The organism is Leptospira haakeii, from assembly GCF_002812045.1.
Lineage (GTDB): Bacteria > Spirochaetota > Leptospiria > Leptospirales > Leptospiraceae > Leptospira_B > Leptospira_B haakeii.
The window spans coordinates 83,666-106,795 of record NZ_NPEG01000007.1; the positions used below are offsets into that span (position 1 = coordinate 83,666).

Annotated in this window: 24 protein-coding genes; 7 read left to right on the forward strand and 17 right to left on the reverse strand. The window is 41.0% G+C overall.

Features of this window, described 5'->3' with window-relative positions:
- Positions 1–201 precede the first annotated feature (201 nt).
- Complete coding sequence (locus CH377_RS12455; RefSeq protein ID WP_100724121.1) at positions 202–636, forward strand: MAPEG family protein; 435 nt, start codon at positions 202–204, stop codon at positions 634–636.
- On the opposite strand, the gene CH377_RS12460 is transcribed toward CH377_RS12455, so the two are convergent.
- From CH377_RS12460 to CH377_RS12525, 14 genes are read right to left on the reverse strand one after another with little or no spacing between them, the layout of a single operon-like run.
- Positions 620–1,240 (reverse strand): hypothetical protein, encoded by a 621-nt coding sequence (locus CH377_RS12460; protein WP_100724122.1) that lies wholly within the window; start codon positions 1,238–1,240, stop codon positions 620–622. The genes CH377_RS12455 and CH377_RS12460 overlap by 17 nt on opposite strands.
- 26 nt (positions 1,241–1,266) lie before the next feature.
- Positions 1,267–1,782: an SseB family protein gene (locus CH377_RS12465; RefSeq protein WP_100724123.1), complete on the reverse strand. Its 516-nt coding sequence runs from the start codon at positions 1,780–1,782 to the stop codon at positions 1,267–1,269.
- Between the two features lies 1 nt (position 1,783).
- Entirely contained in the window at positions 1,784–3,262 is a 1,479-nt protein-coding gene (locus CH377_RS12470) for an NADH-quinone oxidoreductase subunit N (protein ID WP_100724124.1), read from the reverse strand.
- Entirely contained in the window at positions 3,259–4,908 is a 1,650-nt protein-coding gene (locus CH377_RS12475) for a complex I subunit 4 family protein (RefSeq protein ID WP_100724125.1), read from the reverse strand. The genes CH377_RS12470 and CH377_RS12475 overlap by 4 nt, the downstream gene beginning before the upstream one ends.
- Positions 4,909–6,840: an NADH-quinone oxidoreductase subunit L gene (nuoL, locus tag CH377_RS12480; RefSeq protein ID WP_100724126.1), complete on the reverse strand. Its 1,932-nt coding sequence runs from the start codon at positions 6,838–6,840 to the stop codon at positions 4,909–4,911.
- Positions 6,841–6,844: 4 nt separating this feature from the next.
- Positions 6,845–7,180, reverse strand: a complete 336-nt coding sequence (nuoK, locus tag CH377_RS12485; protein ID WP_020768973.1) for an NADH-quinone oxidoreductase subunit NuoK — start codon at positions 7,178–7,180, stop codon at positions 6,845–6,847.
- Positions 7,177–7,788 carry an NADH-quinone oxidoreductase subunit J family protein gene (locus tag CH377_RS12490; protein WP_100724127.1) on the reverse strand — a complete coding sequence of 204 codons (612 nt, stop codon included), beginning with the start codon at positions 7,786–7,788 and terminating at the stop codon, positions 7,177–7,179. The genes nuoK and CH377_RS12490 overlap by 4 nt, the downstream gene beginning before the upstream one ends.
- Entirely contained in the window at positions 7,782–8,840 is a 1,059-nt protein-coding gene (gene nuoH, locus CH377_RS12495; protein WP_100724128.1) for an NADH-quinone oxidoreductase subunit NuoH, read from the reverse strand. The genes CH377_RS12490 and nuoH overlap by 7 nt, the downstream gene beginning before the upstream one ends.
- Positions 8,841–10,139: an NADH-quinone oxidoreductase subunit NuoF gene (gene nuoF / locus CH377_RS12500; RefSeq protein ID WP_100724129.1), complete on the reverse strand. Its 1,299-nt coding sequence runs from the start codon at positions 10,137–10,139 to the stop codon at positions 8,841–8,843. It abuts the gene before it with no gap.
- A gap of 11 nt (positions 10,140–10,150) precedes the next feature.
- Entirely contained in the window at positions 10,151–10,630 is a 480-nt protein-coding gene (locus CH377_RS12505; protein WP_100724130.1) for an NADH-quinone oxidoreductase subunit NuoE family protein, read from the reverse strand.
- Positions 10,630–11,844 carry an NADH-quinone oxidoreductase subunit D gene (locus CH377_RS12510; RefSeq protein WP_100724208.1) on the reverse strand — a complete coding sequence of 405 codons (1,215 nt, stop codon included), beginning with the start codon at positions 11,842–11,844 and terminating at the stop codon, positions 10,630–10,632. The genes CH377_RS12505 and CH377_RS12510 overlap by 1 nt, the downstream gene beginning before the upstream one ends.
- A 10-nt stretch (positions 11,845–11,854) precedes the next feature.
- Positions 11,855–12,376, reverse strand: a complete 522-nt coding sequence (locus CH377_RS12515; protein WP_100724131.1) for an NADH-quinone oxidoreductase subunit C — start codon at positions 12,374–12,376, stop codon at positions 11,855–11,857.
- Positions 12,373–12,933 carry an NADH-quinone oxidoreductase subunit B gene (locus CH377_RS12520; RefSeq protein ID WP_020768877.1) on the reverse strand — a complete coding sequence of 187 codons (561 nt, stop codon included), beginning with the start codon at positions 12,931–12,933 and terminating at the stop codon, positions 12,373–12,375. The genes CH377_RS12515 and CH377_RS12520 overlap by 4 nt, the downstream gene beginning before the upstream one ends.
- A complete protein-coding gene (locus CH377_RS12525; protein ID WP_036089115.1) occupies positions 12,924–13,301 on the reverse strand; it encodes an NADH-quinone oxidoreductase subunit A in 378 nt (125 codons plus the stop codon). Before CH377_RS12525 ends, CH377_RS12520 begins: the two co-directional genes overlap by 10 nt.
- Before the next feature lie 505 nt (positions 13,302–13,806).
- Here CH377_RS12525 and CH377_RS12530 point away from each other — a divergent pair.
- Both CH377_RS12530 and CH377_RS12535 read left to right on the forward strand, forming a co-directional pair.
- Complete coding sequence (locus CH377_RS12530) at positions 13,807–14,271, forward strand: MaoC family dehydratase (RefSeq protein ID WP_100711069.1); 465 nt, start codon at positions 13,807–13,809, stop codon at positions 14,269–14,271.
- Positions 14,272–14,289: 18 nt separating this feature from the next.
- Entirely contained in the window at positions 14,290–14,715 is a 426-nt protein-coding gene (locus tag CH377_RS12535; RefSeq protein ID WP_008594860.1) for a MarR family winged helix-turn-helix transcriptional regulator, read from the forward strand.
- A gap of 6 nt (positions 14,716–14,721) precedes the next feature.
- Here CH377_RS12535 and CH377_RS12540 read toward each other — a convergent pair whose 3' ends face one another.
- Both CH377_RS12540 and CH377_RS12545 read right to left on the reverse strand, forming a co-directional pair.
- Positions 14,722–16,434 (reverse strand): HsdM family class I SAM-dependent methyltransferase, encoded by a 1,713-nt coding sequence (locus CH377_RS12540; protein WP_100724132.1) that lies wholly within the window; start codon positions 16,432–16,434, stop codon positions 14,722–14,724.
- A gap of 147 nt (positions 16,435–16,581) precedes the next feature.
- On the reverse strand, positions 16,582–17,550 hold the full coding sequence (locus tag CH377_RS12545) for an ankyrin repeat domain-containing protein (RefSeq protein ID WP_100724133.1): 969 nt from the start codon (positions 17,548–17,550) through the stop codon (positions 16,582–16,584).
- 206 nt (positions 17,551–17,756) lie between these two features.
- On the opposite strand from CH377_RS12545, the gene CH377_RS12550 reads away from it, so the two are divergent.
- Positions 17,757–19,247 (forward strand): amidase, encoded by a 1,491-nt coding sequence (locus CH377_RS12550; protein WP_207797614.1) that lies wholly within the window; start codon positions 17,757–17,759, stop codon positions 19,245–19,247.
- A gap of 6 nt (positions 19,248–19,253) precedes the next feature.
- Here CH377_RS12550 and CH377_RS12555 read toward each other — a convergent pair whose 3' ends face one another.
- Positions 19,254–19,595 carry a hypothetical protein gene (locus CH377_RS12555; RefSeq protein ID WP_100724135.1) on the reverse strand — a complete coding sequence of 114 codons (342 nt, stop codon included), beginning with the start codon at positions 19,593–19,595 and terminating at the stop codon, positions 19,254–19,256.
- A 111-nt stretch (positions 19,596–19,706) separates the two neighbouring features.
- Between CH377_RS12555 and CH377_RS12560 the strand changes: the two genes are divergently transcribed.
- From CH377_RS12560 to CH377_RS12570, 3 genes are all read left to right on the forward strand, one after another.
- Positions 19,707–20,186, forward strand: a complete 480-nt coding sequence (locus tag CH377_RS12560) for a flavin reductase family protein (protein ID WP_100724136.1) — start codon at positions 19,707–19,709, stop codon at positions 20,184–20,186.
- 70 nt (positions 20,187–20,256) lie between these two features.
- The gene (gene purL / locus CH377_RS12565; protein ID WP_100724137.1) at positions 20,257–22,488 is read left to right on the forward strand and encodes a phosphoribosylformylglycinamidine synthase subunit PurL; all 2,232 of its coding nucleotides are present in this window, start codon (positions 20,257–20,259) and stop codon (positions 22,486–22,488) included.
- A complete protein-coding gene (locus CH377_RS12570) occupies positions 22,485–23,129 on the forward strand; it encodes a leucine-rich repeat domain-containing protein (protein ID WP_100724138.1) in 645 nt (214 codons plus the stop codon). Before purL ends, CH377_RS12570 begins: the two co-directional genes overlap by 4 nt.
- The last annotated feature ends 1 nt before the right edge of the window (position 23,130 follow it).

Below are 23,130 nucleotides of genomic sequence, written 5' to 3' on the forward strand. Positions count from 1 at the left end.
CAGTGGTAGACTAACTTTTCCAGGGAATCTTGCATTTTAAGTATAAGGATAAGACGAGAATAAAGGGTCCTTACATTATTCAAAAAGTCCCTGGAGTCAATGAAAATAGAAATGGAAGATCTTGAAATTCTGTGTCTTTTGCTTGATGATTAAAAGCAAAAGTATTTCATATAAAATTCTTCTCGATCTAAAGGTTTAGAAATGCAAAAAGAATATTGGCTTCTTCCGATCGGAGCGTTAGCTCTATTGACTTTTTTCGTATTATTGCAAATCCCAATTCGCCGCTTATACGCGGGCATTATCGGAAAAGTAATCGCAGACGATTTTAAGTTCGGAGAATCTAAAAATGTTCCTCAATGGGTATCCATTGCGAATCGGAACTATATGAATCTGCTGGAAATCCCCTTATTGTTCTACCTTATTTGTTTGATACAATACTTAACGGGCTCTAATGACTCTTTAAATTTTCAGTTGGCTTGGATCTATGTGGGACTTAGAACTATACATAGCTCGATCCATCTTACTTATAATAACGTTATTCACAGATTGATCATTTTCGCTACGAGCAATTTGATCTTGTTCGGGATCTGGGTGAATTATTTCAGAAAATTTTTGGAGATTACTTTTTGGGGATAAAAATTTCCTTAGACAATGCCCTATCTAAGGTCTTTAGTCCCATAAAACGTCCTAACCTTTCGTATTCCCCGCCTGAAGAATAAAAAGGCATTAGGAATATAAAGAAAACTTGATAATAGTAATCGTATTTTTCAGTTAAATCGACTGAACCTAAAAGTTCGCCCTTAGAATTATAAAAATCAGTGCTCATCGCAAAAGAGCCTTCTTCCCTGTATGGGCGAAAACCCCAACCCTTGGAGAATGCGTAATCCATTCCCCTATCCTCTGCCTGAGATTCCACAATCTTAATTTGGACTTTAAGATCTCCATCAGGAGATACGCTGACCTCTCTAAACAATCCGGAGTCTTCATATGCTGAAACCAGATATTGTGTCCAAGTTTCTTCTCTATTTTTCTGCTCATCTTCTTCCAAATTATAAGCGTGATCATCCTTTTCTGGAATATAGATCACTTTAATAGAAACCTTTTTATAATGTTTCAATACTTTTCCCTCATTTAAGGTAGAAGGAGAAGAAAGTTCCGATCTCGAAACTAAAATACAATTTGCGAATAATATGGATAAAAGAAGAAGGTTGAGAAAATATATTCGAAAAGAAGAATACATGGATGCGTTCGATCAAAAGGGAAGGATTATTTTTCCTTTTGCAATAATTCCAAATGATCCCTGGAAAGCAACCATAACGTAGAACCAGGATCTATAGCCACTCCGGAAACTCCCTTATTCTGTAGACCTAATGCCCATAATTCCTTTGCAGTGATAGGAACGAGTGCAGTATCTTTTTTAAAATAACGGAATGATTCGGAAGGATGAGAGAATGCAGGGAGGAACACTCTACCATGCTCATCACTTACATATAATAATACGATAGGTTCCGGTCCTTTTTTAGGGGGAGTTTTTTTCTTTTTTTTAGCGGCAGCTTTCTTTTTAGGTTTCGCCTTCTTCTTAGTAACTGCTTCTTCACCTGCATGAGGTATCAGAAAGTAAGCTTTAGTAAGTTCAGCGGAAAGTTTTTCCAAATTTTTTTCGGAACGATTCTTAGAATAAAGATAAATCGCTTCTCTAAACTTTGCATTCTCTCCATCGAACTTAGGAGTAGGCTCAAAATATTCTTTAATTGAAGAGAGAACTTTTTTAAAATTGGCCATCTTACTTTTGTAATTCTGCGGATTTGTTTGCAAATTTCAAACTATTCAAATCCTTAGGCTGGATAAAATACCATCCCACTAAAACTGCCGCCAAAGAAATCGCGGATACGAATAACACTCCGTAACTCGCTTTAGGAGAATCTAATTTAGAAATTTCTCCTTCTTCAGAACTCATATAAGTAAGTATTCCTACTTTTGCATAATAATATAGTGCTAATGCAGAGTTAGCAATCCCTCCGATGAGTAACCATCTTGAGATCTGATCCGTCCCTTCTGCAATTTTTTGGAATAGAAATAATTTGGCCCAGAACCCGCCTAAGGGAGGAATTCCGGCCAACGATAAGAAGAAAATAAATAATGCAAAACTAGTCCAAGGCCTGGACTTTGCAAGTCCTGCAATGGACTCATACGTTACATGACGATTTCCTTCTTCCAAGAAAGAAAGAATCGCGAATGCTCCCAAACTCATAAAAGAATACACGATCAGATAAAATAATGCTTCTTCTTTTCCGCCTAAGGAAATCCCCGCAACAACATAGCCTGCATGAGCGATGGAAGAATATGCCAAAACTCTTTTTAAACTTGTCTGCTTTAAAGCCACAAAGTTTCCGTAAGTCATGGACATCAGGGCTAAAATTCCCATAATCCAGGTCCATTCTCCAACGGAAGCTGAAACAGGAAGTTTTGAAAATACAACGAGCAATAATCCCATAGAAGCGGACTTAGAAGCCGTTGCCATAAATCCGGTTACTGGAGTTAAGGCACCTTCGTAAGCATCAGGTGTCCAAGAATGATAAGGAAATAATGCGATCTTGAACGAGATCCCGGTTAATAGAAGTAATAATCCGATTTTAGTAAAATTGGAATCAAATCCTGAACTCAGCAAAGGTTTTAAAGAATCCTGTAGATGAGTTGTGCCTGATCCCCCGAATAAGAATGCCATTCCGAATAAGAAAAACCCTGTGGAAAAACTTCCTAAAAGAAAATATTTCAGACTAGCTTCTAAAGAATAAACATCACTTCTTGCCATTCCTACTAGGACATACAAGCATACTGACATTAACTCCAATCCTACAAAGATTGTAACAGTATCCGTTCCAGAAGTCATCAGGAACATTCCGACCAGCGAAAAAAGAAGAAGAGGATAGAATTCCGGAAATTCCATATTATGTTGTTCTAATACTCGAGGAGAAGCAAGAACAGTGCAGAATGCGGCGATCAAGTATAACGCCCCAAACCAAAAACCTAATGTGGAAATCTCATAATGTCCTGAAAAATAAGTCCCCAATCCAGGATTCGATTGAGAAACAAACAAGGAGAAGAATGCCGCAATCAAAACCAAACCGGAAGTAAATCTTACGATCCTAAATTCAAATCCTTGGAAAAAGAACTGTAATCCAAGTAATAAGATCCCTCCTCCGGAAAGTACCAGAATTGGGAGTATAGAAATTAGATCATTGGAATTTGGAATTAAATTCATTCTTCCGCCTCTTGGGACACTGTCTTTTTACCTGGGATCCCTGTTCCTCTTCCGGAACTGATCCTATCCTCATAACTAGGAGGCTCGGTGCCCAAGGTCCTATAATTTATAAATTTCTTCTTAGTATTTTTCAAAGTACCTTCTTGTTCCAAAAAGGCCCTTTCTTGTAACGCTTGTTTAGAAGTCAGGTTTAATACCACTCGAGCGCTTGGTTTTAAATACGTTAGCAGAATATTAGGAAAAATCCCGGTTAATATTATAATTCCTGCAACTATGGAGATTATAAACTTCTCCCTTACATTCATAGGGGATAAACCGGAAGATAAAGAATTCGGCTCACCAAATAATAGGTTTCGAGCAAAGTATAACATATACCCTGCTGCGAAAATCACCGCAGTTCCCGCCAAAAATCCATAAATAAGGCTGTATTTGAAAGTCCCGATAAGAACCAAAAATTCTCCCACGAATCCGTTTGTTCCAGGAAGCCCGGCACTCGCAAAAGCAGCTAGACCGATCGCTACTGCCAAAAACGGAGCGGATTTAGCAAGACCGGAATAATCTTTTAGCTCGTTAGTTCCGGTTCTTTCATGCAAAAATCCTAATATAAAGAACAAAAGACCGGAAGTGAATCCATGATTCACCATTTGGAGCATTCCTCCTGCCACTCCCTCTTCAGTAAGAGTTAAGATCCCTAAAATACAGAAACCCATATGCGAAAGAGAAGAGAAAGCTATCAGACGTTTGCTATTTTTCTGAGTTAAAGCGACTAGAGCCCCGTAAACGATCCCTGCAACTGCAAGTGCAGTAAGTAGATTACGATATTCTAAAAATACCTGAGGAAAAATCGGAATAACAACTCTAACGTATGCAAATAGTCCGATTTTTAAGAGAATACCAGCTAAGTCTACGGAACCAACAGTAGGAGCTTCTTCGTGAACGTCAGGCATCCAGGTGTGGAAAGGAAATAGAGGCACCTTGATCGCAAATGCAAAACTAAATCCCACAAATAACCAAAACTTAATATTTGCCGGTATTAAATTCAAAGATACAACAGCTAATTCTTCTAGATCGAATGTGCGGGTGTAATGATATAAGACCAGAATACTCGCAAGCATGAAAACGGATCCGGTAAAAGAGAATACCAGATACTTCATTGCAGCCTTAATTCTTCCTTGTTCCCCCCAGATACCCACCATCAAAGTGAAAGGTAAAACCATCCATTCCCAGAAAACGTAAAATTGGATCAGGTTAACCGAAAGAAATACCCCGATCACTCCTGTTTCCACTAATAGGAGAAGTATAAAAAATTCTCTAATCCTTTGTTTTACATTAGAAAAAGCGGATAATACAGAAAGAAAGAATAGAAGCGCGGACATCGTTACGAGCAATAAGGAGAATCCGTCTATCGCTATATGATAATCCAGACCTCCTGACTGTAGCTTCAAGAAGTTCCAAATATGATGCGTAAATTGAAAACCGCTGTCTCCTCTCAAGAATTCCAAAAAAAGAGGAATGGTCATCGCGCAGACTCCCAGAGTCACAATCGCAGACCAAAGACGGATCCATTTTTCGTTTTTAGATAAGAATAAGAAAGGGATCCCTAAAACAGGTAAGAATAATAGAATGCTTAAATAGTACTGGGGCACTTAGATTCCCCTCCATAAAAATACGGACAAGATCAAAACAGTCCCTAATACAATTAGAAAAGCGTAATCTACTACGGTTCCTGTTTGGATCCTGCGTAGTAATGATGCAACTCCGCCGGAAATTTTTCCAGTTCCGGTTAAAACCCTATCGATCAAACGTTTTTCCACCACTTCGGATAAGAATTCGGATAAGGCGGAGATCGGCCCGATCAAAACGTTTTTAAAAATTTCATCTATGAAGTACTTGTTTGCAGGAAAAATTCTCCAGCCGGTATAAGTGGATTCATCTAAAGGCAGTTTTTCCTTTTTGCCAAAGAAAAACCAATAGATCCCTACTCCTAAAAGGATCGCTCCTAAAGAAAGTCCAGCAAGTAGGAGTTCCAACTGATGGCTTAAATGAAGTACTTCCGTGATACCCTTTTGCTGAGAAGAATACAATAATCCTTTTGCAAAAATAGGTAAGAAATATTTCTCTAAGAAATCAATTCCTCCCCCTAAAGATTCCGGAACTAATAAATATCCGGAGAATGCTGCGCCCAGTGCCAAAATCACTAATGGCAAAGTCATGGTCCAAGGAGATTCATGAGGATGTACATGATTGGAAACCCTGGACTTGCCGGTAAACGCCAAGAACGTTAGGCGGAACATATAGAATGTGGTTAAGAATGCCGTAGCAATCCCCATTCCAAAGAATACTGGATGGAAAAAGAACGCTTTTTCTAAAATCAAATCTTTGGAAAAAAATCCACTGAATGGGGGAGCTCCTACGATCGCCAAGGTTCCCAAGAGGAAGGTCCACCAAGTAATCTTCATCTGGGACTTCAGTCCCCCCATTTTTCTCAAATCCTGCTCATCAGATAATCCATGGATGACTGAGCCGGAACCCAAGAACAATAAGGCTTTAAAGAATGCATGAGTCAGCAAATGGAAAAGCCCCGCCACATAAGCACCGGTTCCCATTGCTACGAACATATATCCCAACTGAGAAACCGTAGAATAAGCTAAAACTTTTTTGATATCGTTTTGATAAACACCGATTGTCGCCGCAAAAAATGCAGTGAATGTTCCGATACAAACGATCCAAAAACCGACCTTAGGAACTAAGATAAAAATAAAATTCAATCTTGCGATCAGGAATAAACCTGCAGTAACCATAGTAGCCGCGTGAATCAAAGCTGAAACCGGAGTAGGTCCGGCCATCGCATCAGGCAACCAAACATGGAAGGGGAATTGAGCGGACTTACCCATTGCACCTATAAAGAAGCAAATCGCCACAAAAGGAAGTGCATTCAGTAAAAATTTTGCCTGAGGTAAAGATTCAGAAATTGTAATAAAGGAAACTGAACCGGCCAGCCAATATGTAAGAGCTATCCCACCTATCATCGCCAAGTCGGCGATCCTATTGGTAACGAAAGCCTTGATACTTGCTTGCGCTGCATTTTCCTTATGAGTATCAAAACCGATCAGAAGATAAGAACAAAGTCCCACACCTTCCCAACCGAAAAATAGAACCACGAGGTTTTCCGCTAAAACCAAATGGAGCATGAAGAATACGAATAGGTTTAGATACGAAAAAAACCTTCCAATCCCAGGATTACCTTTCATGTACCCGATGGAATATAGATGGATCAAACTTCCGATACCCGTAATAATCAGGGCCATAAAGAGAGAAAGTTGATCTACTTGGTAAGCAAGATCCACTTTAAAATTCCCAACATCCACCCAATTAAATAGGGTGATGATTTGAGCATCTTGTCTTTCTAGAGGACGGAATTGTAAATAAGCGAATACACTCGCAGCAAAAGATACGAAAGATAAAGAGGTTCCGATCGGACCTGATAAACCTTTCCAATACCTTCCGAATAATGCGTTTAGTACGGACCCAAGAAGCGGAGAAAAAGCCAGAACGGATATAAGGATTTCCCAACTCATCGCATTACCATTTCATTAAATTCATTTCGTCTACAAAACTTGTTTTTTTCTTTCTGTGAATTGCAACCACTAAGGCCAAACCGATCGCCGCTTCCACTGCTGCGATTGCCATCACGAAAAATACAACCACTTCTCCTTGAACCTGATGAAGTGATTTAGAAAAAACGACAAATACCAAATTTACCGAGTTCAACATGAGTTCTATACTCATGAAGATGACTACCGCACTTCTTCTGAATAGAACCCCGGCGACACCGATGGAAAAAATAATACAGGCAAGGATCAGCAGATATTCCACGGGGATTCCCGCGAGAGTTGGTTTCAGAATTCCCGGATTCATGGCTCCCCTTCTTCTGTTTTTTTACCTAAATTCTTTTTTCCTAATATAACTGCACCTAGTACAGCTGCTAAAAGTAATATGGAAACAATTTCAAAAGGAAGAAGGTAATCTAAAAACATGGAACTTCCCACCGCAGCAGTATTTCCTTCTGCGATCACTCCAGTTTTACCTTCTTCCGATTTGGATAATGTATACTCGTAAGACCCGGAGTCAGAATACCCTTTAGGAGAGGCATCCGTGTTCGGAACTCCCTCTCTTACGGAATGGATCAGAACAATTGCAAGCAACACGACTACGGAAAGGACCAAAACTTTTTTGATCGGATGATTCCAAAGTTTCGCAATCCCTTCATCATGCAAAGACAGAAGCATCAGAACGAAAACTACAAGTACCATGATGGCACCCGCATAGACCAAAACCTGCATGGTAGCCACAAAAACGGAACCTATAACCGCATAAATTCCGGCTAACGCGAAAAAGGAAAGTACAAGTAAAACAGCGGAACTGATTGGATTCGGATGAAATACGACTCCTAAGGCACCGGCAACTAATACTCCACTGAATATAAAAAAGAGCAGAAGTTGGGGATTATCGAATATTCCTACCATTTCCAGAAACCGTCCAAGCCAACATAAACACTTGCGATCAGAATATTCGCAACTGCCCAGGGGATCATTTTTTTCCAACCGATAGTCATCAACTGATCGTATCTGAATCTAGGCAGGGTCCATCTCACCCACATAAATAAGAATGCGAAAAATAAAACCTTAAGAGTAAAGAAACCTAGTCCTGCCCAGGCCTGCCAAACGGAACCGCTCAATATACCAAAAGGAAGATGGTATCCACCAAAGAATAGAATGGTGACTACACAACTCATAGTGATCATATTCATGTATTCCGCAATGAAGAATAACGCGAACTTGAATGCGCCGTATTCAGTATGAAATCCAACCACCAGTTCGGATTCCGCTTCTGCTAGATCGAAAGGAAGTCGATTTGTTTCCGCAAACATAGCCACTACGAAAACGGAAAATGCAATAAAGCCGGGAAGTTTAAAAATATTCCAAAGACCCACTTGCGCGTCGTTGATATCTGTAAGTTTTAAAGATCCAGTTAAGATAACAATAGCAGCAACAGAAAGACCAAGAGGCAATTCGTAACTGATCATCTGAGCCGTAGCACGGATCCCACCAATCAAAGAATATTTATTATTACTCGACCAACCAGCAAGGATGATCCCATAAACGGAAAGACTGGAGATCGCAAATAAGAACAAAATCCCTGTATCAGGATTTGCAATTTGAAGATCTAAAGAAGCAAATCCGACTTCCTTTGCCAAAAATTCAGGCAAAATCACGGTCCCACCCAAGGGTACAACTGCCCAAGCCATGATTGCACAAGTCATAGAGATCGCAGGTGCGATCAAATACATGACCCTGTTCACATTTTTAGGGAAAATCTCTTCTTTCGTTAAAAACTTGATCCCATCTGCTAACGGTTGTAAAAGACCGAGAGGGCCCGCACGATTCGGGCCTTTTCTGTCTTGGATAAATCCGGCTACTTTACGTTCTGCTAATGTATAATAAGCACATGCCGTGATGAACACTAAGAAAAAAAGCGCACTCTTCAGAAGCCAGAGTAGAACTATATTCCAATCCATCTATTGGGCCCCGCTTGTCGCAGGCTGGACTTCTTCTTTTACAGCCTTATCTTTTAATCTGGCTTCGAATTCATGTTTGAACTTTAAGATAGTAGGTCGGACAGCTCCAACACATGCATCGGAAAGAGGGCAAATGGTTGTTCCACCTTCCATATTTCGAGCTAAAGAAAGAATAAGATCCAAGTCTGCACTTGTTCCTTCTCCTTCTCTGATCTTATGTAGTAGATCCCTCACCCAATGAGTACCTTCTCTACATGGAGTACATTGGCCGCAGGATTCATGAGCGTAGAATCTTGCAAATCTGTAGGTGGTCTCCACTAGATCCGTGCCTTCTCCGATAACGATTACTGCGCCGGAACCAAGCATTGTCTTATGAGCCGCCATGGATTCGAAATCCATGTTTGCAGTCTTACATTCTTCTGCAGTTAGGATAGGAACAGAAGAACCGCCTGGGATCACCGCTTTTAACGGAACGTCATCCAGCATTCCACCGCAAAGATCATTCACTAATTCTAATAAAGGAGTTCCTAATTCTATCTCGTAAACTCCCGGTCTTTTTACATGACCGGAAACGGAGAATAAACGGGTGCCTGGGGATTTTTCAGTCCCGATCTTAGAATACCAATCAGCACCCTTGTCCAAAATATGAGGAACCGTGGAAAAAGTTTCCACATTATTCACCACTGTAGGGCAACGATATAGACCGGAAACCGCAGGAAATGGAGGTTTTAATCTTGGATGGCCTCTACGACCTTCCAAAGAATTGATGAGCGCAGTCTCTTCTCCGCAGATATAAGCACCTGCTCCCGCATATAATACCAGATCAAAATCAAATCCGCTACCTAGGATGTTCTTTCCCAGATATCCTTTTGCATAAGCCTCATCAATTGCCTTCTGCATGGAATCGATCCCTTTATTGAACTCTCCACGGATATAAAAAAATCCTTTGTTTGCGCCGATAGCTTTTGCACCGATCACCATTCCTTCGATGATCTGGTGGGGAAGATTCTCGATCAGTTTACGATCTTTGAATGTTCCAGGTTCGCCCTCGTCCGCATTGCAGATCAAATATTTAGGTTTCGGGATATCCTTAGGGATAAAGGACCATTTGAGTCCTGTAGGGAAACCAGCTCCCCCTCTTCCTCTCAACCCTGATTTTTTAACGATCTCTATAATTTCTTCCGGCGCGATAGAGAGGGCCTTTTTCATCCCGTCATAACCGTGAACCGATTCGTAAAATTCCAATTCGTTGGAACGAGGATCGTCTATAAATTTAGTGAGGATTTTCATTTCTGCCATAACGTTTCCCCTTAGGTTAAATCCTTTAAGATCTCATCCATTTTTTCAAACGTTAGATTTTCATAATATGAGTCGTTGATCTGGACCATAGGAGCGTATCCACATGCACCCAGACATTCTACTTCTTCCAAAGTGAATTTTTTATCAGGAGTTGTTTCTCCTAACTCAATTCCCAAACGAGAACAAATATGTTTTTCAAGTTTATCATTCCCTCTCATATAACAAGAAGAAGTTCCACAAATCTGGATATGATACTTGCCTACAGGCTTTTTATTGTATAGGGTATAGAATGTTGCGACCCCGTATACTTGCGCGAGAGAAATTGGAGAGCCTATCTTGTCTGCAAGAGCTTCCATTCCTTCTCTGTCCACATATCCTTGTTCCTTCTGTAGGAGGTACAACCCTGGAAGGATCACACTTCTTTTATCGGGAAACATCTCCAATAGTTTGTCTAGCCTTGCAACTGATTGGGAAGAAAATTGATAACTCATCAGCAGTCCAACTCCCCTGCGATCACATTCATTGAACTCATTGTAGCGACCGTATCCGCGAGAAGTGAACCTTTTACTAATTCAGGGAAAGATTGATAAAACCAGAAACATGGCCTACGAACATGTACTCTCCAAGGAGATTTCTCCCCTTCGGAAACGATATAAAATCCGAGCTCGCCGTTAGCGGCCTCGGTTGCCATATAATATTCTCCCTTAGGAACTTTGATCCCGTGCATGATCAATTTGAAATGGTAGATCAACTCTTCCATATTCTTATAAACCTTGCTCTTTTCAGGAAGATAAATATGAGGAATATCTGCGTGGTGGGCGCCTGTTGGAAGACCGTTAATTAACTGCTCCACAATTCGAAGAGATTGTCTCATCTCTTCCATACGGACAAGAGTCCTATGAAGAACGGAACCGTCCTCTCCTACAGGAATATCGAAATCCACCTTATCATAGAACATATAAGGATCGTCCTTACGAATGTCCCAAGGAACTCCTGCGGCTCTTAAATTCGGACCGGAATAACCGTAAGAGATAGCATCTTCTGCAGAGATACCTCCCACACCTTCCGTTCTATCCATAAAGATCCTATTATTTACTAATAAAGACTGGAACTCCTCTATCGCAGGACGAAGTCCTTTGATGATCGTTTTCACATCCTTTTCGAATTCAGGATAAATATCTTTTTCGAGTCCACCAACTCTACAGAATGTAGTGGTAAGTCTTGCACCCGTGAGTTTTTCCAAAACTTGATAGATATTCTCTCTATGATGGAATAAGTGTAACATCCCGGAGAATGCGCCAAGATCCACACCCAAGATACCATTGCAGATAATATGATCCATCACACGAGAAAGTTCGGAGACGATCATCCGAACGTAAGTCACCTTATCAGGAACTTCTATCTCGAGCATTTTTTCGACAGTAAGTATCCATCCTATATTATTCAGAGGAGTAGATACGTAATTCATTCTATCCGTACAAACTAGGAACTGATTATAAGTATAACGTTCTCCTAATTTTTCGAAACTGCGATGTACATAACCGATCACGGATTCTGCATCCACCACTCTTTCTCCGTCTAGCTGGATCACATTTTGTAGGATCCCATGAGTAGAAGGGTGAGAAGGTCCCAAGTTCACAAGTAGGTGTCCCTCAGGGAGTTTTTTCTGTTTGAGGCTGAAATGTTCCGCGGTTTTTTCGTACATCGCTGTCATATTAAGCCTCCATATCTTCTTTTAAGTGGATGGTGAGAAGGTCTTCTACCAGATAATCCTGACCGAAACCTTCTAAAGGATAATCTTTTCTTAATGGATGACCTTGGAAATTATCAGGCATAATGAGGCGATCCATTCTAGGATGGCCCGCAAAACGAATACCGAATAGATCGTAAACTTCTCTCTCCGGCCAGTTCGCACCTTTGAAAATACTTATGATACTTGGAACTTGTTCATCTTCTTCCAAAGCCACGCGGAATTGTACTTTTGTGGAGGATTTGTTTCCAGAGCGGAGAAGGTAACAGACTTCGAATCTTGGAGTTTTTTTGCCCAACCAATCGATTGCGGTCAGGTCATTTAGATAATTCAGTTCAATCCCAGGAGCTGTTTTTAAAGCGGAAAGAACAGGAACAATTCCTTCGGGTTTTAAGAAGAATGTAGGAAGATTTGTAAGTATTTCTTCTTCCTTGGAGATAAAATGAGGGAATTTGTCTTTTAGGAAACTCTGGATTGTTTCTTTCATCGGACGACCAGGGGTTTGTTTCTTTCGTTCATTTCCCGGATCTTATCCATTACTTCCTGTCTTCTGGCTTCTAACCCTTGGGTTTTTACTTTTTCCTGAAGTTTGATTACTGCATCCAAAAGTGCTTCTGGTCTAGGAGGACAACCTGGAACATATAGATCCACAGGAAGTATCCTATCAATTCCTTGTAAAACGGAGTATGCATGGAACATTCCTCCGGAAGAAGCGCAGGCTCCATAACTGATCACAAATTTCGGTTCAGCCAATTGGTCGTAAATTTCACGAAGCACCGGAGCCATTTTATAAGTGATGGTCCCAAGAACTAAGATCATGTCTGCTTGTCTAGGAGAGAAAGAAGGTCTTTCCGCTCCGAACCTGGCGATATCGTAATCCGCACAAGACGTACTCATATATTCTATCCCACAACATGCGGTCGCAAAAGGATAAGGCCATAAAGAGTAACTTCTTCCCCAATTGATCACGGAATCAACCGTAGCAATCTGAAAAGAATCTCCATAAGACGATCCGGGTTGAGCGAGTTGTTCGTTTAATCCCATTCCAAGGCCCCCTTCTTCCGAATATAATACAGTCCAACCACGAGGGTGAAAATAAAAACAAACATCTCTATTAAGAGAAAATTACCCAGTCCCGCCTCTTTGAATGATTTTAAATTCACGGCGTAAGGGAAAAGGAAGATCGCTTCTATATCAAAAAGAATAAATAGAACTGCGACCAAGTAGAACTTGATATTAAACAATCCCTTTGCATCCCCATAATACGGTACTCCGCACTCAAAAGTATCATGAGGCTTGGATTTTTTTTTGGGGTTTAGAAGGAACGCGAGTCCGAGTATGAGAGCGGAGAATCCTACTCCCAAGAGGAATTGAATCAGCAGGGGGCCTAGATGGTCCGGCGAACTTCCCATATCTAACTTCTATCAAACGCGATTACTCGCTTATGTCAATCTAAAATCCCGAAAGGTGCCTTTGCAAGAGGTCGGAAGACCGGATTCTATCATTTTCGAATTTTACAATTTTCCTTTTTTCGAAATGAGAATGTTTTTCAATAAGCTCTCTAAATTTTTCAGAAATCTAATCCTAAAAACAGAACGACTGTTCTATCCTTAAGACTAAACTTTAAGTTTTTTTAAAGTAGTTTAGTTTCATAAAGAGGTAAAGTATTTCAGTTTCGCACAGAGACACTAAGGCACGAAGGGGAAAGGTTTTATAATCACCCCCTTTTCTCCGTGGCTTTGTGCCTTCGTGCGAAAAACCTACCCTGTGCTACTTTCTCCTCCATTACTCCGTGTGAAAACTTTGCCCACCGAACAGAACAGTCGTTCTGGTTTTACCTAAAAAGTTGGTGACAAAACTATTTAATATCTTAGGGTACTGGACATATAGATCCAGCATTGACAGGGACAAAATCAAATGGCTAAACTCGTACTATCCAGCTTCGCAGAATTACAAGCATACGAAGGAAAAGAACTAGGCGTATCCGACGCTCACGAAATCACCCAGGCACAAATCGATACATTCGCAAATGCAACTTTGGACCACCAATGGATCCATACTGATCCGGCAAGAGCTGCTAAAGAATCCCCTTTCGGAACTACGATCGCTCACGGTTATCTTACACTTTCTATGGCTCCTTACCTATTGAGCCAGATTTTAGAATTAAGAAACATCAAAATGGGAATCAACTACGGAATGGAAAAACTCCGCTTTTTAGATCCTGTTAAGGTGGGTTCCAAACTCAAACTTAGAGCGGAATTGATTGAATTGAAGGACCTAAGAGGTACTGCAAGGATGACCTTAAAACTTAGCTTCGAGGTAGAAGGTGCCGCAAAACCTGCTGCTATCGGTGAAGTAATCTATCTCTACCAATTCGCCTAATCGGCAAGGTATTCTAAAATGAATCCTCGTACGATCATTTATCTGATTTCCAGGATCAGGGACGAATTCCACAGACGTTTGAATTCCGAACTGAAGGACAAAGGCTTGGGACAGCTAACTACTACCCATGCGGATATTTTATTCGCACTAGCAATGTCCAAAAGAGTTCCGATGCAGGATATAGCTCGGATGATAGATAGGGATAAGTCCACTCTGACTGCACTTGTGGACAAACTCCAAGATCTAGGTTATGTGGAAAGAGTGAGAGACACTCAAGACCAAAGAGTTGTTAATCTACAACTTACACGCAAGGCCTATTCTATCCGACCTGTGATGCTTGGGATCTCCAGATCATTGCTTGCAGGCCTTTATAAAGGTTTTACGGAACCGGAAAAGAAGGACCTAGTCCGGCTTTTGGATAAACTTTATAAAAATCTAAAATAGCTTCTCTTATAACCCGGTTAAGAATTCAGTTTCGATATTTTTGAGTACTGCTTCTTCTTCCGGGTTTCTGATTCCTTTTTCCCCTTTTTGTCTACGACCAGGAGTCCAAGGGCGGATCATATTCCTATAATTATGGAGTAATTTTCCGATCTTTTCCTTCTCCGCTTCTTTTAATTTTCTGAAATCGGGCACAAGAAGGGAATTCAGATCTCCCGGTTCTACTTTTCGCAGCCCCTGAGCATATTCCCTGGTTCTAGATTCCAATTCTTTACGCACATGAGGGGTTATCAGATAAGCAAATAGATACTCTTCGAAGTGAGCATATTCAGGTTTTGCGGAAAATCCATGAAAGCAGGTAAGATGAACTGCAGGACTTTGGTTGAATACGAATCTTACTTCTTCCCTATGGAAAGAAGTGGCTAAGATCCTACAAGGTCCCCTGTTCTCCTGAGAATGCCAAGGTTTTCTTTTAGAAGGAAGAAAACGTTTAGGTACACCTCGTTTTATTCCTTCTTCCAGATATTTGTTGATACCTTCTTGCTCATTAGTGTTAGGGACTTCTTTTGCATCTAAAAGCCAGACCTTGGCTCCTTGTGATTTCAAAGTGTTCCAATCATCTCCGGTAAAAAATGGAGAAAGTGCGTATTGAGCTTTCGGAATAGAAGATCTGAGATAGTTTTTAGGAATAGATAAGTTCGAAGCGTCTTTTTCGGATAAAAGAAAATACCCATTGTCCCCTGTCGCGATTCCTCTCCTAAAACTTCCGAATTCCTTAATAGGGACCCAACCGTGACGATTATCTTCGGACATAGTCACATAATTATTGTTAGGTGAATTTTTATCATCATTTTTTATATTTTGTACCGGTTCCGAGTAATCACTCAATAATCGAGTCCATTTTGCCTCAGCATCAGGACGGATTTTTCTCCAGACCATTTCGGAAAGCTCTATACTTTCTCCTTTAATGAATGATGAGGTCCTTGACCAAAGAAAACCTTCTTCCTTCTCTCTTGAATTTTCTAAGAACAGTATACAGGAAGAAGTAACAGCTCCTGTAAACAAGGACCAGGAAGAATCTAAGATAAGTATACGACGAAGATATCCGGATTGAATGATCGCTTTTTTTATCGGAACTCCATATCCAGCATTCAAGAATTCGTAAGGAACAAGTATAGACGCCCTTCCTCCGGGAGCTAAAAGTCTTAGTATACGAAGTAGGAAGAATACATACAAATTTGCTGTCCCTGGAATCTCGTCCTTGATGTCCTCCGCAAATTGACGGATCAATTTTTTTCCATGTTTGGAATGGCTTAGGCGAAGATAAGGAGGATTACAGAGTATGATATCATAGTTTTCTTTCTTTTCATTTTGTAGGAAGTCCCCTAACACCAAATGAAAACGATTTCTGGAGATCCCAGCCTTCTCCAAGTTTTGTATACACTTCTCGTGTAGTATTGGATCGATCTCCCAACCATGGAACTCGCTATCCAATTCTGGGAAATGGTCCTGGAATTTTTGGAAAAAAATTCCTTCCCCGGTCCCTGGATCGAGTATTTTAATTTTTTTCCCTTCTAAGGCAGCTTTGGTTTCGGAAACCCATTCCAGCATGGGACTGACCAAAGCAGAAGGCGTGAAGAACTGTCCTAAAGCTTTCTCTTTGGCTTTAGTATCCGGATTTTCTAGAGGAGGATCAACTTTGTCTTCGCATGGAACGATCATGAAAGAAATTTTCGCCTATATAACGTTGATATGACGACGAATCTACATGACAACCTTACAATTGTTAGAGGTTTTTAGAAAAAAGCATCCTATACCGAAATATCAGTTCGGTATACTCTAAAAACTGTATACTAAGAAGATTTTGTATTATTGTGTCTTGGAGGAAAGTTTTTCGGCCAAAATCCGTTCTATTTCATCCAGATGATATTCTTTTGCCAGATCTAGTACCGTCTTACCTTGGTTATCCGCTAGAGTAAGATCAGATCCGAGTTGGATCAATTTCTGAGCTGCAGAAACATTTTTCCTCTGGATGGCTTCCATAAGAGGAGTTTTTCCTTCTGCATCTCTATGATTTAGATTTGTTCCAGCCTTAGCTAAAACATCCAAAATTTTCAGGTCAGTTTGTTTGGGCTCTGTAGCATAATGAAATGCATTTCTTGCGCCGATCTGGTAAGTCCCATTAGGAGAATGAACATCCTTCAATCTGCTAGTGAACACTGCTTTGGAACCATTCGCTAACAGATATTCTGCAATCGCCAAATTAGAAGGAGAGGAAGCGCCACCCACAGCTAGGAAAAGTGGATATTCTTCGATACCACCTGGATCATGATTCGGGTTAGCACCGTTCTCTATCAAAAATTTTACTAGAACAAGACTTTGGTTCCGGATCGCCATATTGAGAAGAGAAACCGGTTTTTGGTCCTCCCCCTTTCGAGCCGTATATTCTACCAATGCGCCGGATTCGATCAGTCGTTTTGCTTCGGCCAGATCGTCCATATCGGGGATTTTTACCTTTAAGATAGGGATTAAACGATAGAATAGTACTGAGTTCCCATCTACATCCTGGGCGTTGATATTCGCTCCATGTTTGATGAGAAACTCAACTACGTCCTCACCTTCTGCAAGCATGATCGCAGTGCGGCCATCATCATCCTTAGCATCCACAGTCGCACCTTGGCCGAGAAGTAGCTCTACTTTACGAAGGTCCCCTTCTTTCACTGCGGATAAGAATTGTTTGTCCAGCTCGGTATCGGCCTCGATCGCCAAACTAAAGACGAAAACGAGCACCGCCCAGCTTCCACGTTTAAGTTTGCCGTATTTTGCCAATAAATCCATTATTCCGAACACCAATATTTACCTATCCTGATTTTAGCTGCGATTCTATAAATGAAAATTCCCCTTGGCTGGGGAATATCCTTGACCCAAGTGGGCCAAGCTTTATGCCTCTCTCCCTTAGAGCGTTTTATTCGGTAAATGGTTCCCAGTATTCTGTCTGGATTTACCCCTTCGACCGAGTCCTAAATCCATTTTGGCGGAAGAATATGAGTACTACAAAATTTCCATTCGATTCTTATGATAGTATCGGTCTTGCTGATCTGATCCGAAAGAAGAAGATCCAACCCAAAGAATTATTAGATTTTTCTGAAGCAAAGATTGATAGGTTCAATCCGGAATTGAACGCAGTTGTTTTGAACACGATCGACAAAGCAAGAGAAGAGTTGAGATCCGGCAAGATACTTAAGGGACCCTTTTACGGAGTTCCACTTCTTATTAAAGATTTATTACACCATGTGAAGGGACAGAAGATCACTTCAGGTTCCAAGGCTTACAAAAATTACATTCCATCCGATGATAGTGTTTTTGTTTCCAGGTTAAGAAATGCGGGATTCGTTTTTATAGGTACTACGAATGTTCCCGAATTTGCTTTAATGGGAATCACTGAACCGAAATTTCACGGACCAACTCGGAATCCTTGGGATCCGGAAAGAACTCCTGGTGGTTCTAGCGGCGGATCCGGAGCGGCGGTAGCGTCCGGAATGAGTTCTATTGCGACAGGCTCGGATGGTGGAGGATCTATTCGAATCCCAGCCGCTTATTGTGGACTATTCGGATTAAAACCAACTAGAGGAAGAGTTCCAGTCCGTCCTTACGGAAGAGTTTGGCAAGGAGCTTCTCAAGATCATGTTCTTACTAAATCAGTCCGAGACAGTGCAGCAGTTTTAGATCTAGTCTCAGGTGTCGGGATAGAAGAAGCATTCTCTATGGATAAAAATAAAACTTCTTATCTATCGGAAGCTAAGAAGTCTCCAGGCAAACTAAAGATCGCATATTCTTTCGCTTCTCCCATTGGAACCCCGGTCAATCAAGATCATATAGATGCGTTACACGACACAGTAAAGCTCTTAAAATCATTGGGCCATAAATTGGAAGAAAGTTCTCCTCAGGTGGATGGAAAACGTTTAGCAAAAGCATACGTGACCATGTATTTCGGAGAAGTTGCCTCTGAAATTTCTCGCTTAGACAAAGTATTAGGCAGAAAGGCCAAGATGGGAGATGTGGAATCCACTACTTGGATCTTAGGATTACTCGGACGATCTATATCCGCAGGTGAATTTGTATCCGCAATCCGATATTGGGATGAAGCAGCCTATATCTCAGAATCCTTTTTAGAAAATTATGATCTTTATCTGACCCCAACCACAGCAGAACCTCCCGCTAAAATTGGAGAGCTTGCACCGAAACTATATGAAGAAATTGCAATGCAGATCATCGGAAGGATCGGAACAGGTAAATTACTTTTGGCCAGCGGTATGGTAGACCAACTTGTAGAAAAAAATCTTTCGAGAACTCCGTTTACACAGCTCGCAAATCTTACAGGACAACCTTCTATGTCTGTTCCACTTTCTAAAACGACTCTTGGTCTACCGATCGGAATGTTATTCACTTCCAAAAGAGGAAGAGAAGATGTACTTTTCCGACTGGCAGGACAATTGGAAAAAGAAAGACCTTGGGCGGATATTAAGAAGTCCTAGAAAAAACTAAAAGCGGCTGGTATCGATCTGTTGTTCCGTTCTGAGGGAACTCAAAACTTCGGGAGTGATATCCTTCCCGCCGCGTAAATTTGTAAACAAGGATTGGATACTATAGATTGGTCCCCAAGGAAAACCCCACCAACCGAAAAGTAAAGTCACAACGGTGAACCCCAATCCTTTTAAAATAGAATTTTCCCTCGCGCGAATAAAATAAACCTTAGAAGGATTTTTAAAAGTCATAATCAAAATGGAGAACGTATAAAGATAATATACGAATTTTCCGCCTCTCTGTACTTCCGAGCGTATCTCAGCTTCCGACAATCCTTCGATCCCTTGTATGCTACTCATAAATCCTCTGAGAAATTCTATTACACTTGAGGTCGGTTTCGGTCAACAAAACCGGTATTTTTTTCACAATTCCCACTTTACAAATACTCTTTCTAAAACAATTTAAATTGTATGTCTTTCAGCGCGGACGAATTCAAAAATTCACTCTCTCATTTTGCATCCGGAGTAACTGTGGTGACCTTCTCCGATACCACTAGAGCCGGAGGATTAACAGTTAGCAGTTTTAGCTCACTTTCTTTGGATCCACCTTTGGTTCTTTTTAGCCTTCAAAAGAATATAGCAAGTCATGATCCGTTACTTGCTTCTGGTCTGTTCACAGTGAACATTCTATCGTCCGACCAGCAGGAACTTTCCAACCAATTCGCGTCCGGTAAAATAGACAAACATGAACTGATCCAAAAACTAGCCTGCGATCTAGGGCATAACGGGGCGCCTTTCTTGAACGGCACTTTGGCAAGGATAGAATGTGAATTGGAAAAACAAGTAGATGGAGGAGACCATACCATAGTGATCGGAAGAGTGTTATTCGCGGTATCCGATGACTCTAAAAGGCCTCTTCTCTATTACCGTAGGAACTACTATAATATCTGAACCCTAAGAACGGGATTTCAGCCCTAAAATAGTTTTCAGTGGGGGCCAAGTCCGAAAAACTGGTCCCGTAATGGAAAAAGAATCCGTCTCCCTCCAAGACGCTCTCGAACACGGTCTTACCTCAGAAGAATTTAGCAAAATCCAGGAAATCCTAGGCAGACTCCCTAACTCCACAGAACTCGGAATTTTCTCCGCAATGTGGTCGGAGCATTGCTCTTATAAAAATTCTATCCTCCAATTAAAAACTCTTCCTACAAAGTCTGATAAACTTTTGGCCCAAGCGGGAGAAGAGAACGCCGGTGCCATGGATATTGGCCAAGGACTGGCAGTTGTTTTCAAAATAGAAAGTCATAATCACCCTACTGCAGTGGAACCTTACCAAGGTGCAGCCACAGGAGTAGGCGGTATCATGAGAGATATCTTTACAATGGGAGCAAGACCTATCGTATCCTTAAACTCTCTTAGATTCGGTAACCCTGACGAACCAAGAAATAAATATTTATTATCCAGAGCAGTCAAAGGTATCGGAGATTACGGTAACTCACTCGGGATCGCAGTCTCAGGTGGAGAACTATTCATTGATGAATGTTTTTCCAAAAACCCTTTGGTGAATGCTATGACTGTAGGAATCGTCAGGCATGATCAAATGGCAAGCGCGACCACCGGAGGAAAGGTGGGTAACGCGGTATTCATCGTCGGTTCCACTACAGGAAGAGACGGAATCCACGGAGCTTCCTTTGCTTCCAAGGATCTGACTAAAGAATCAGAGTCCAAACGTTCCGCTGTCCAAGTAGGTGATCCGTTTATGGAAAAACTACTAATGGAAGCATCTCTCGAAGCTATCCAGAAAAAACTTTTAATAGGTATCCAGGATATGGGTGCAGCAGGGATTTCTTGTGCTACTTCTGAGATGAGTGCTAAAGGAAAATCAGGAATGAAGATCAATCTGGACCTGGTTCCTTTCCGCGAGACAGGAATGAATGCTTATGAAGCAATGCTTTCCGAAAGCCAAGAAAGAATGTTGGTAATCCCAGAAAAAGGAAAGGAAGAAGAGTTAGTTGCCATATTCAAAAAATGGAATCTAAATGCGGTCCAGATCGGAGAAGTAACCGATACAGGTCTATTAGAAGTTTATAAAGATGGAAATCTAAAAGCCAAAATCCCTGCAGACACTTTAGTTTTAGGCGGAGGCGCTCCTAGATACGTAAGAGAAACAAAACGTCCTGCTTACTTGGATCAAGTTTCTTCATGGACTCCTGATTCCACTCCAGATCTCCAAGAGAATGAAGCTGGCAAAAAACTACTTAAACTATTAAACTCTTGGAATATATCCTCCAGAAAACCGATCATCGAGCAGTACGATACTGAAGTTGGTCTAGTCAAATTGATCGGACCAGGCGCAGACGGAGGATTGTCCGCTATTCCTGATACGGATATGGCGTTGGCAACTGCAACGGATTGTAATTCCAGATTCACTTATTTGGACCCGTATTGGGGAGCAGCACTCGCTGTTTGCGAAGCGGCAAGAAACGTTGCTGTTACAGGTGCAGAACCTCTGGGCGTAACCAATAACCTAAACTTTGCGAATCCTTATATTCCAGAAAACTATTATATGTTTTCAGAATGTGTTCGAGGAATGGGAGACGCTTGTAGGTTTTTAGGACTTCCTGTCACAGGAGGAAATGTTTCCTTCTATAATGAGTCACCTGAAGGACCAATCTTCCCTACTCCGACCATCGGAATGGTTGGAATTCTGGACAAACAGAAGGAAGCGGTTTGGGGCGCTCCTAAGAAAGCAGGACTTAGTTTAGCTCTTATAGGTAAATTTAACCCGAGCCTGGGTGGAAGTGAATACCAAAAGGCTTTTTTGGGTAAAGTGCAGGGCCAGATCCCTAAATTCGAACTTTCCGACGAAAAATCATTATTAGAAGTTTTGGTCTCTCTTAGAAAGAACGCAAGCCTATCATTCGCTAAAGATCTTTCTTTAGGAGGGATCGGAGTAGCACTTGCAAAAATCGTAATACTCTCCGGACTCGGGATCAAAGCGGATCTAAGTGCGATCAAACAATCCAGAAAGGATCTTACACTTTTTGGAGAAAGTTCAGGTTCTGTTCTAATCGGTTACGAAAAAGGAAAAGAAGAAAGTATCAAGTCGCTCGTTGCTTCTAAAGGCCTGGACTTCCATTCTGTCGGAACTGTAGAATCTGATCCTAAACTCGAAATACAAGGGTACGGGATTTCCGCCTCTTCGAACGAACTAAAATCGGTTTATGAATCCGGTTTAGAGGAAATTTTCAAATGAGATCCATCCAAAAGATCGGTATCGCCTATTTAATTCTTTGTGCTGCTTTTATTATTTCGGATTGTAGACGCCCTGCTTCTGAAATTTTAAACGAGGCTTCTAAAAATCCGACCTCTATCGAAAAATTAGATTTGGGCCTTGGTAAGTTAGGAACAGTTCCTCCTGCGCTATTCAATTTTCCGAACCTAAAATGGTTGGATCTTAGAATGAACGAACTTACTTCTCTTCCTGAAAACACGGGAGACTGGAGTAATTTAGAACATTTGAATATTTATGGAAATGATATAGAAAAACTTCCCGCTTCAGTTTCCAAACTTTCTAAACTTAGATTTTTTTTCGCGGGAAATAACGATTTTGTCGGAATTCCTACAGAACTGGCGGGGACTTCCATTCAAGCTATTTATTTGGATTCTAATAAGATAGAATTCAAAGAATCTGATATAGATATAGTTATGGGATTTCCTAAACTGGAAGTTTTGGATCTTGCTAGAAACAGAAAGATTGCAGTTTTTCCTAAAAATTTTGGATTTTTAGCAAGCCATCCTAAGCTAAGACTTCTCATCCTAAAAGAGACTGGTTTAAAACCTTCTCAAATAGAATCCGCAAGAAAACTTCTCCCTAAAGTGAAGATAGAATTTTAAT

Bases quoted from the DNA above. Each gene is read 5' to 3' on its own strand.
- CH377_RS12455 (WP_100724121.1), top strand. From the start codon at position 202: ATGCAAAAAGAATATTGGCTTCTTCCGATCGGAGCGTTAGCTCTATTG.
- CH377_RS12460 (WP_100724122.1), bottom strand. From the start codon at position 1,240: ATGTATTCTTCTTTTCGAATATATTTTCTCAACCTTCTTCTTTTATCC.
- CH377_RS12465 (WP_100724123.1), bottom strand. From the start codon at position 1,782: ATGGCCAATTTTAAAAAAGTTCTCTCTTCAATTAAAGAATATTTTGAG.
- CH377_RS12470 (WP_100724124.1), bottom strand. From the start codon at position 3,262: ATGAATTTAATTCCAAATTCCAATGATCTAATTTCTATACTCCCAATT.
- nuoL (WP_100724126.1), bottom strand. From the start codon at position 6,840: ATGAGTTGGGAAATCCTTATATCCGTTCTGGCTTTTTCTCCGCTTCTT.
- nuoK (WP_020768973.1), bottom strand. From the start codon at position 7,180: ATGAATCCGGGAATTCTGAAACCAACTCTCGCGGGAATCCCCGTGGAA.
- CH377_RS12490 (WP_100724127.1), bottom strand. From the start codon at position 7,788: ATGGTAGGAATATTCGATAATCCCCAACTTCTGCTCTTTTTTATATTC.
- nuoH (WP_100724128.1), bottom strand. From the start codon at position 8,840: ATGGATTGGAATATAGTTCTACTCTGGCTTCTGAAGAGTGCGCTTTTT.
- nuoF (WP_100724129.1), bottom strand. From the start codon at position 10,139: ATGGCAGAAATGAAAATCCTCACTAAATTTATAGACGATCCTCGTTCC.
- CH377_RS12505 (WP_100724130.1), bottom strand. From the start codon at position 10,630: ATGAGTTATCAATTTTCTTCCCAATCAGTTGCAAGGCTAGACAAACTA.
- CH377_RS12510 (WP_100724208.1), bottom strand. From the start codon at position 11,844: ATGTACGAAAAAACCGCGGAACATTTCAGCCTCAAACAGAAAAAACTC.
- CH377_RS12515 (WP_100724131.1), bottom strand. From the start codon at position 12,376: ATGAAAGAAACAATCCAGAGTTTCCTAAAAGACAAATTCCCTCATTTT.
- CH377_RS12520 (WP_020768877.1), bottom strand. From the start codon at position 12,933: ATGGGATTAAACGAACAACTCGCTCAACCCGGATCGTCTTATGGAGAT.
- CH377_RS12525 (WP_036089115.1), bottom strand. From the start codon at position 13,301: ATGGGAAGTTCGCCGGACCATCTAGGCCCCCTGCTGATTCAATTCCTC.
- CH377_RS12530 (WP_100711069.1), top strand. From the start codon at position 13,807: ATGGCTAAACTCGTACTATCCAGCTTCGCAGAATTACAAGCATACGAA.
- CH377_RS12535 (WP_008594860.1), top strand. From the start codon at position 14,290: ATGAATCCTCGTACGATCATTTATCTGATTTCCAGGATCAGGGACGAA.
- CH377_RS12540 (WP_100724132.1), bottom strand. From the start codon at position 16,434: ATGATCGTTCCATGCGAAGACAAAGTTGATCCTCCTCTAGAAAATCCG.
- CH377_RS12545 (WP_100724133.1), bottom strand. From the start codon at position 17,550: ATGGATTTATTGGCAAAATACGGCAAACTTAAACGTGGAAGCTGGGCG.
- CH377_RS12550 (WP_207797614.1), top strand. From the start codon at position 17,757: ATGAGTACTACAAAATTTCCATTCGATTCTTATGATAGTATCGGTCTT.
- CH377_RS12555 (WP_100724135.1), bottom strand. From the start codon at position 19,595: ATGAGTAGCATACAAGGGATCGAAGGATTGTCGGAAGCTGAGATACGC.
- CH377_RS12560 (WP_100724136.1), top strand. From the start codon at position 19,707: ATGTCTTTCAGCGCGGACGAATTCAAAAATTCACTCTCTCATTTTGCA.
- purL (WP_100724137.1), top strand. From the start codon at position 20,257: ATGGAAAAAGAATCCGTCTCCCTCCAAGACGCTCTCGAACACGGTCTT.
- CH377_RS12570 (WP_100724138.1), top strand. From the start codon at position 22,485: ATGAGATCCATCCAAAAGATCGGTATCGCCTATTTAATTCTTTGTGCT.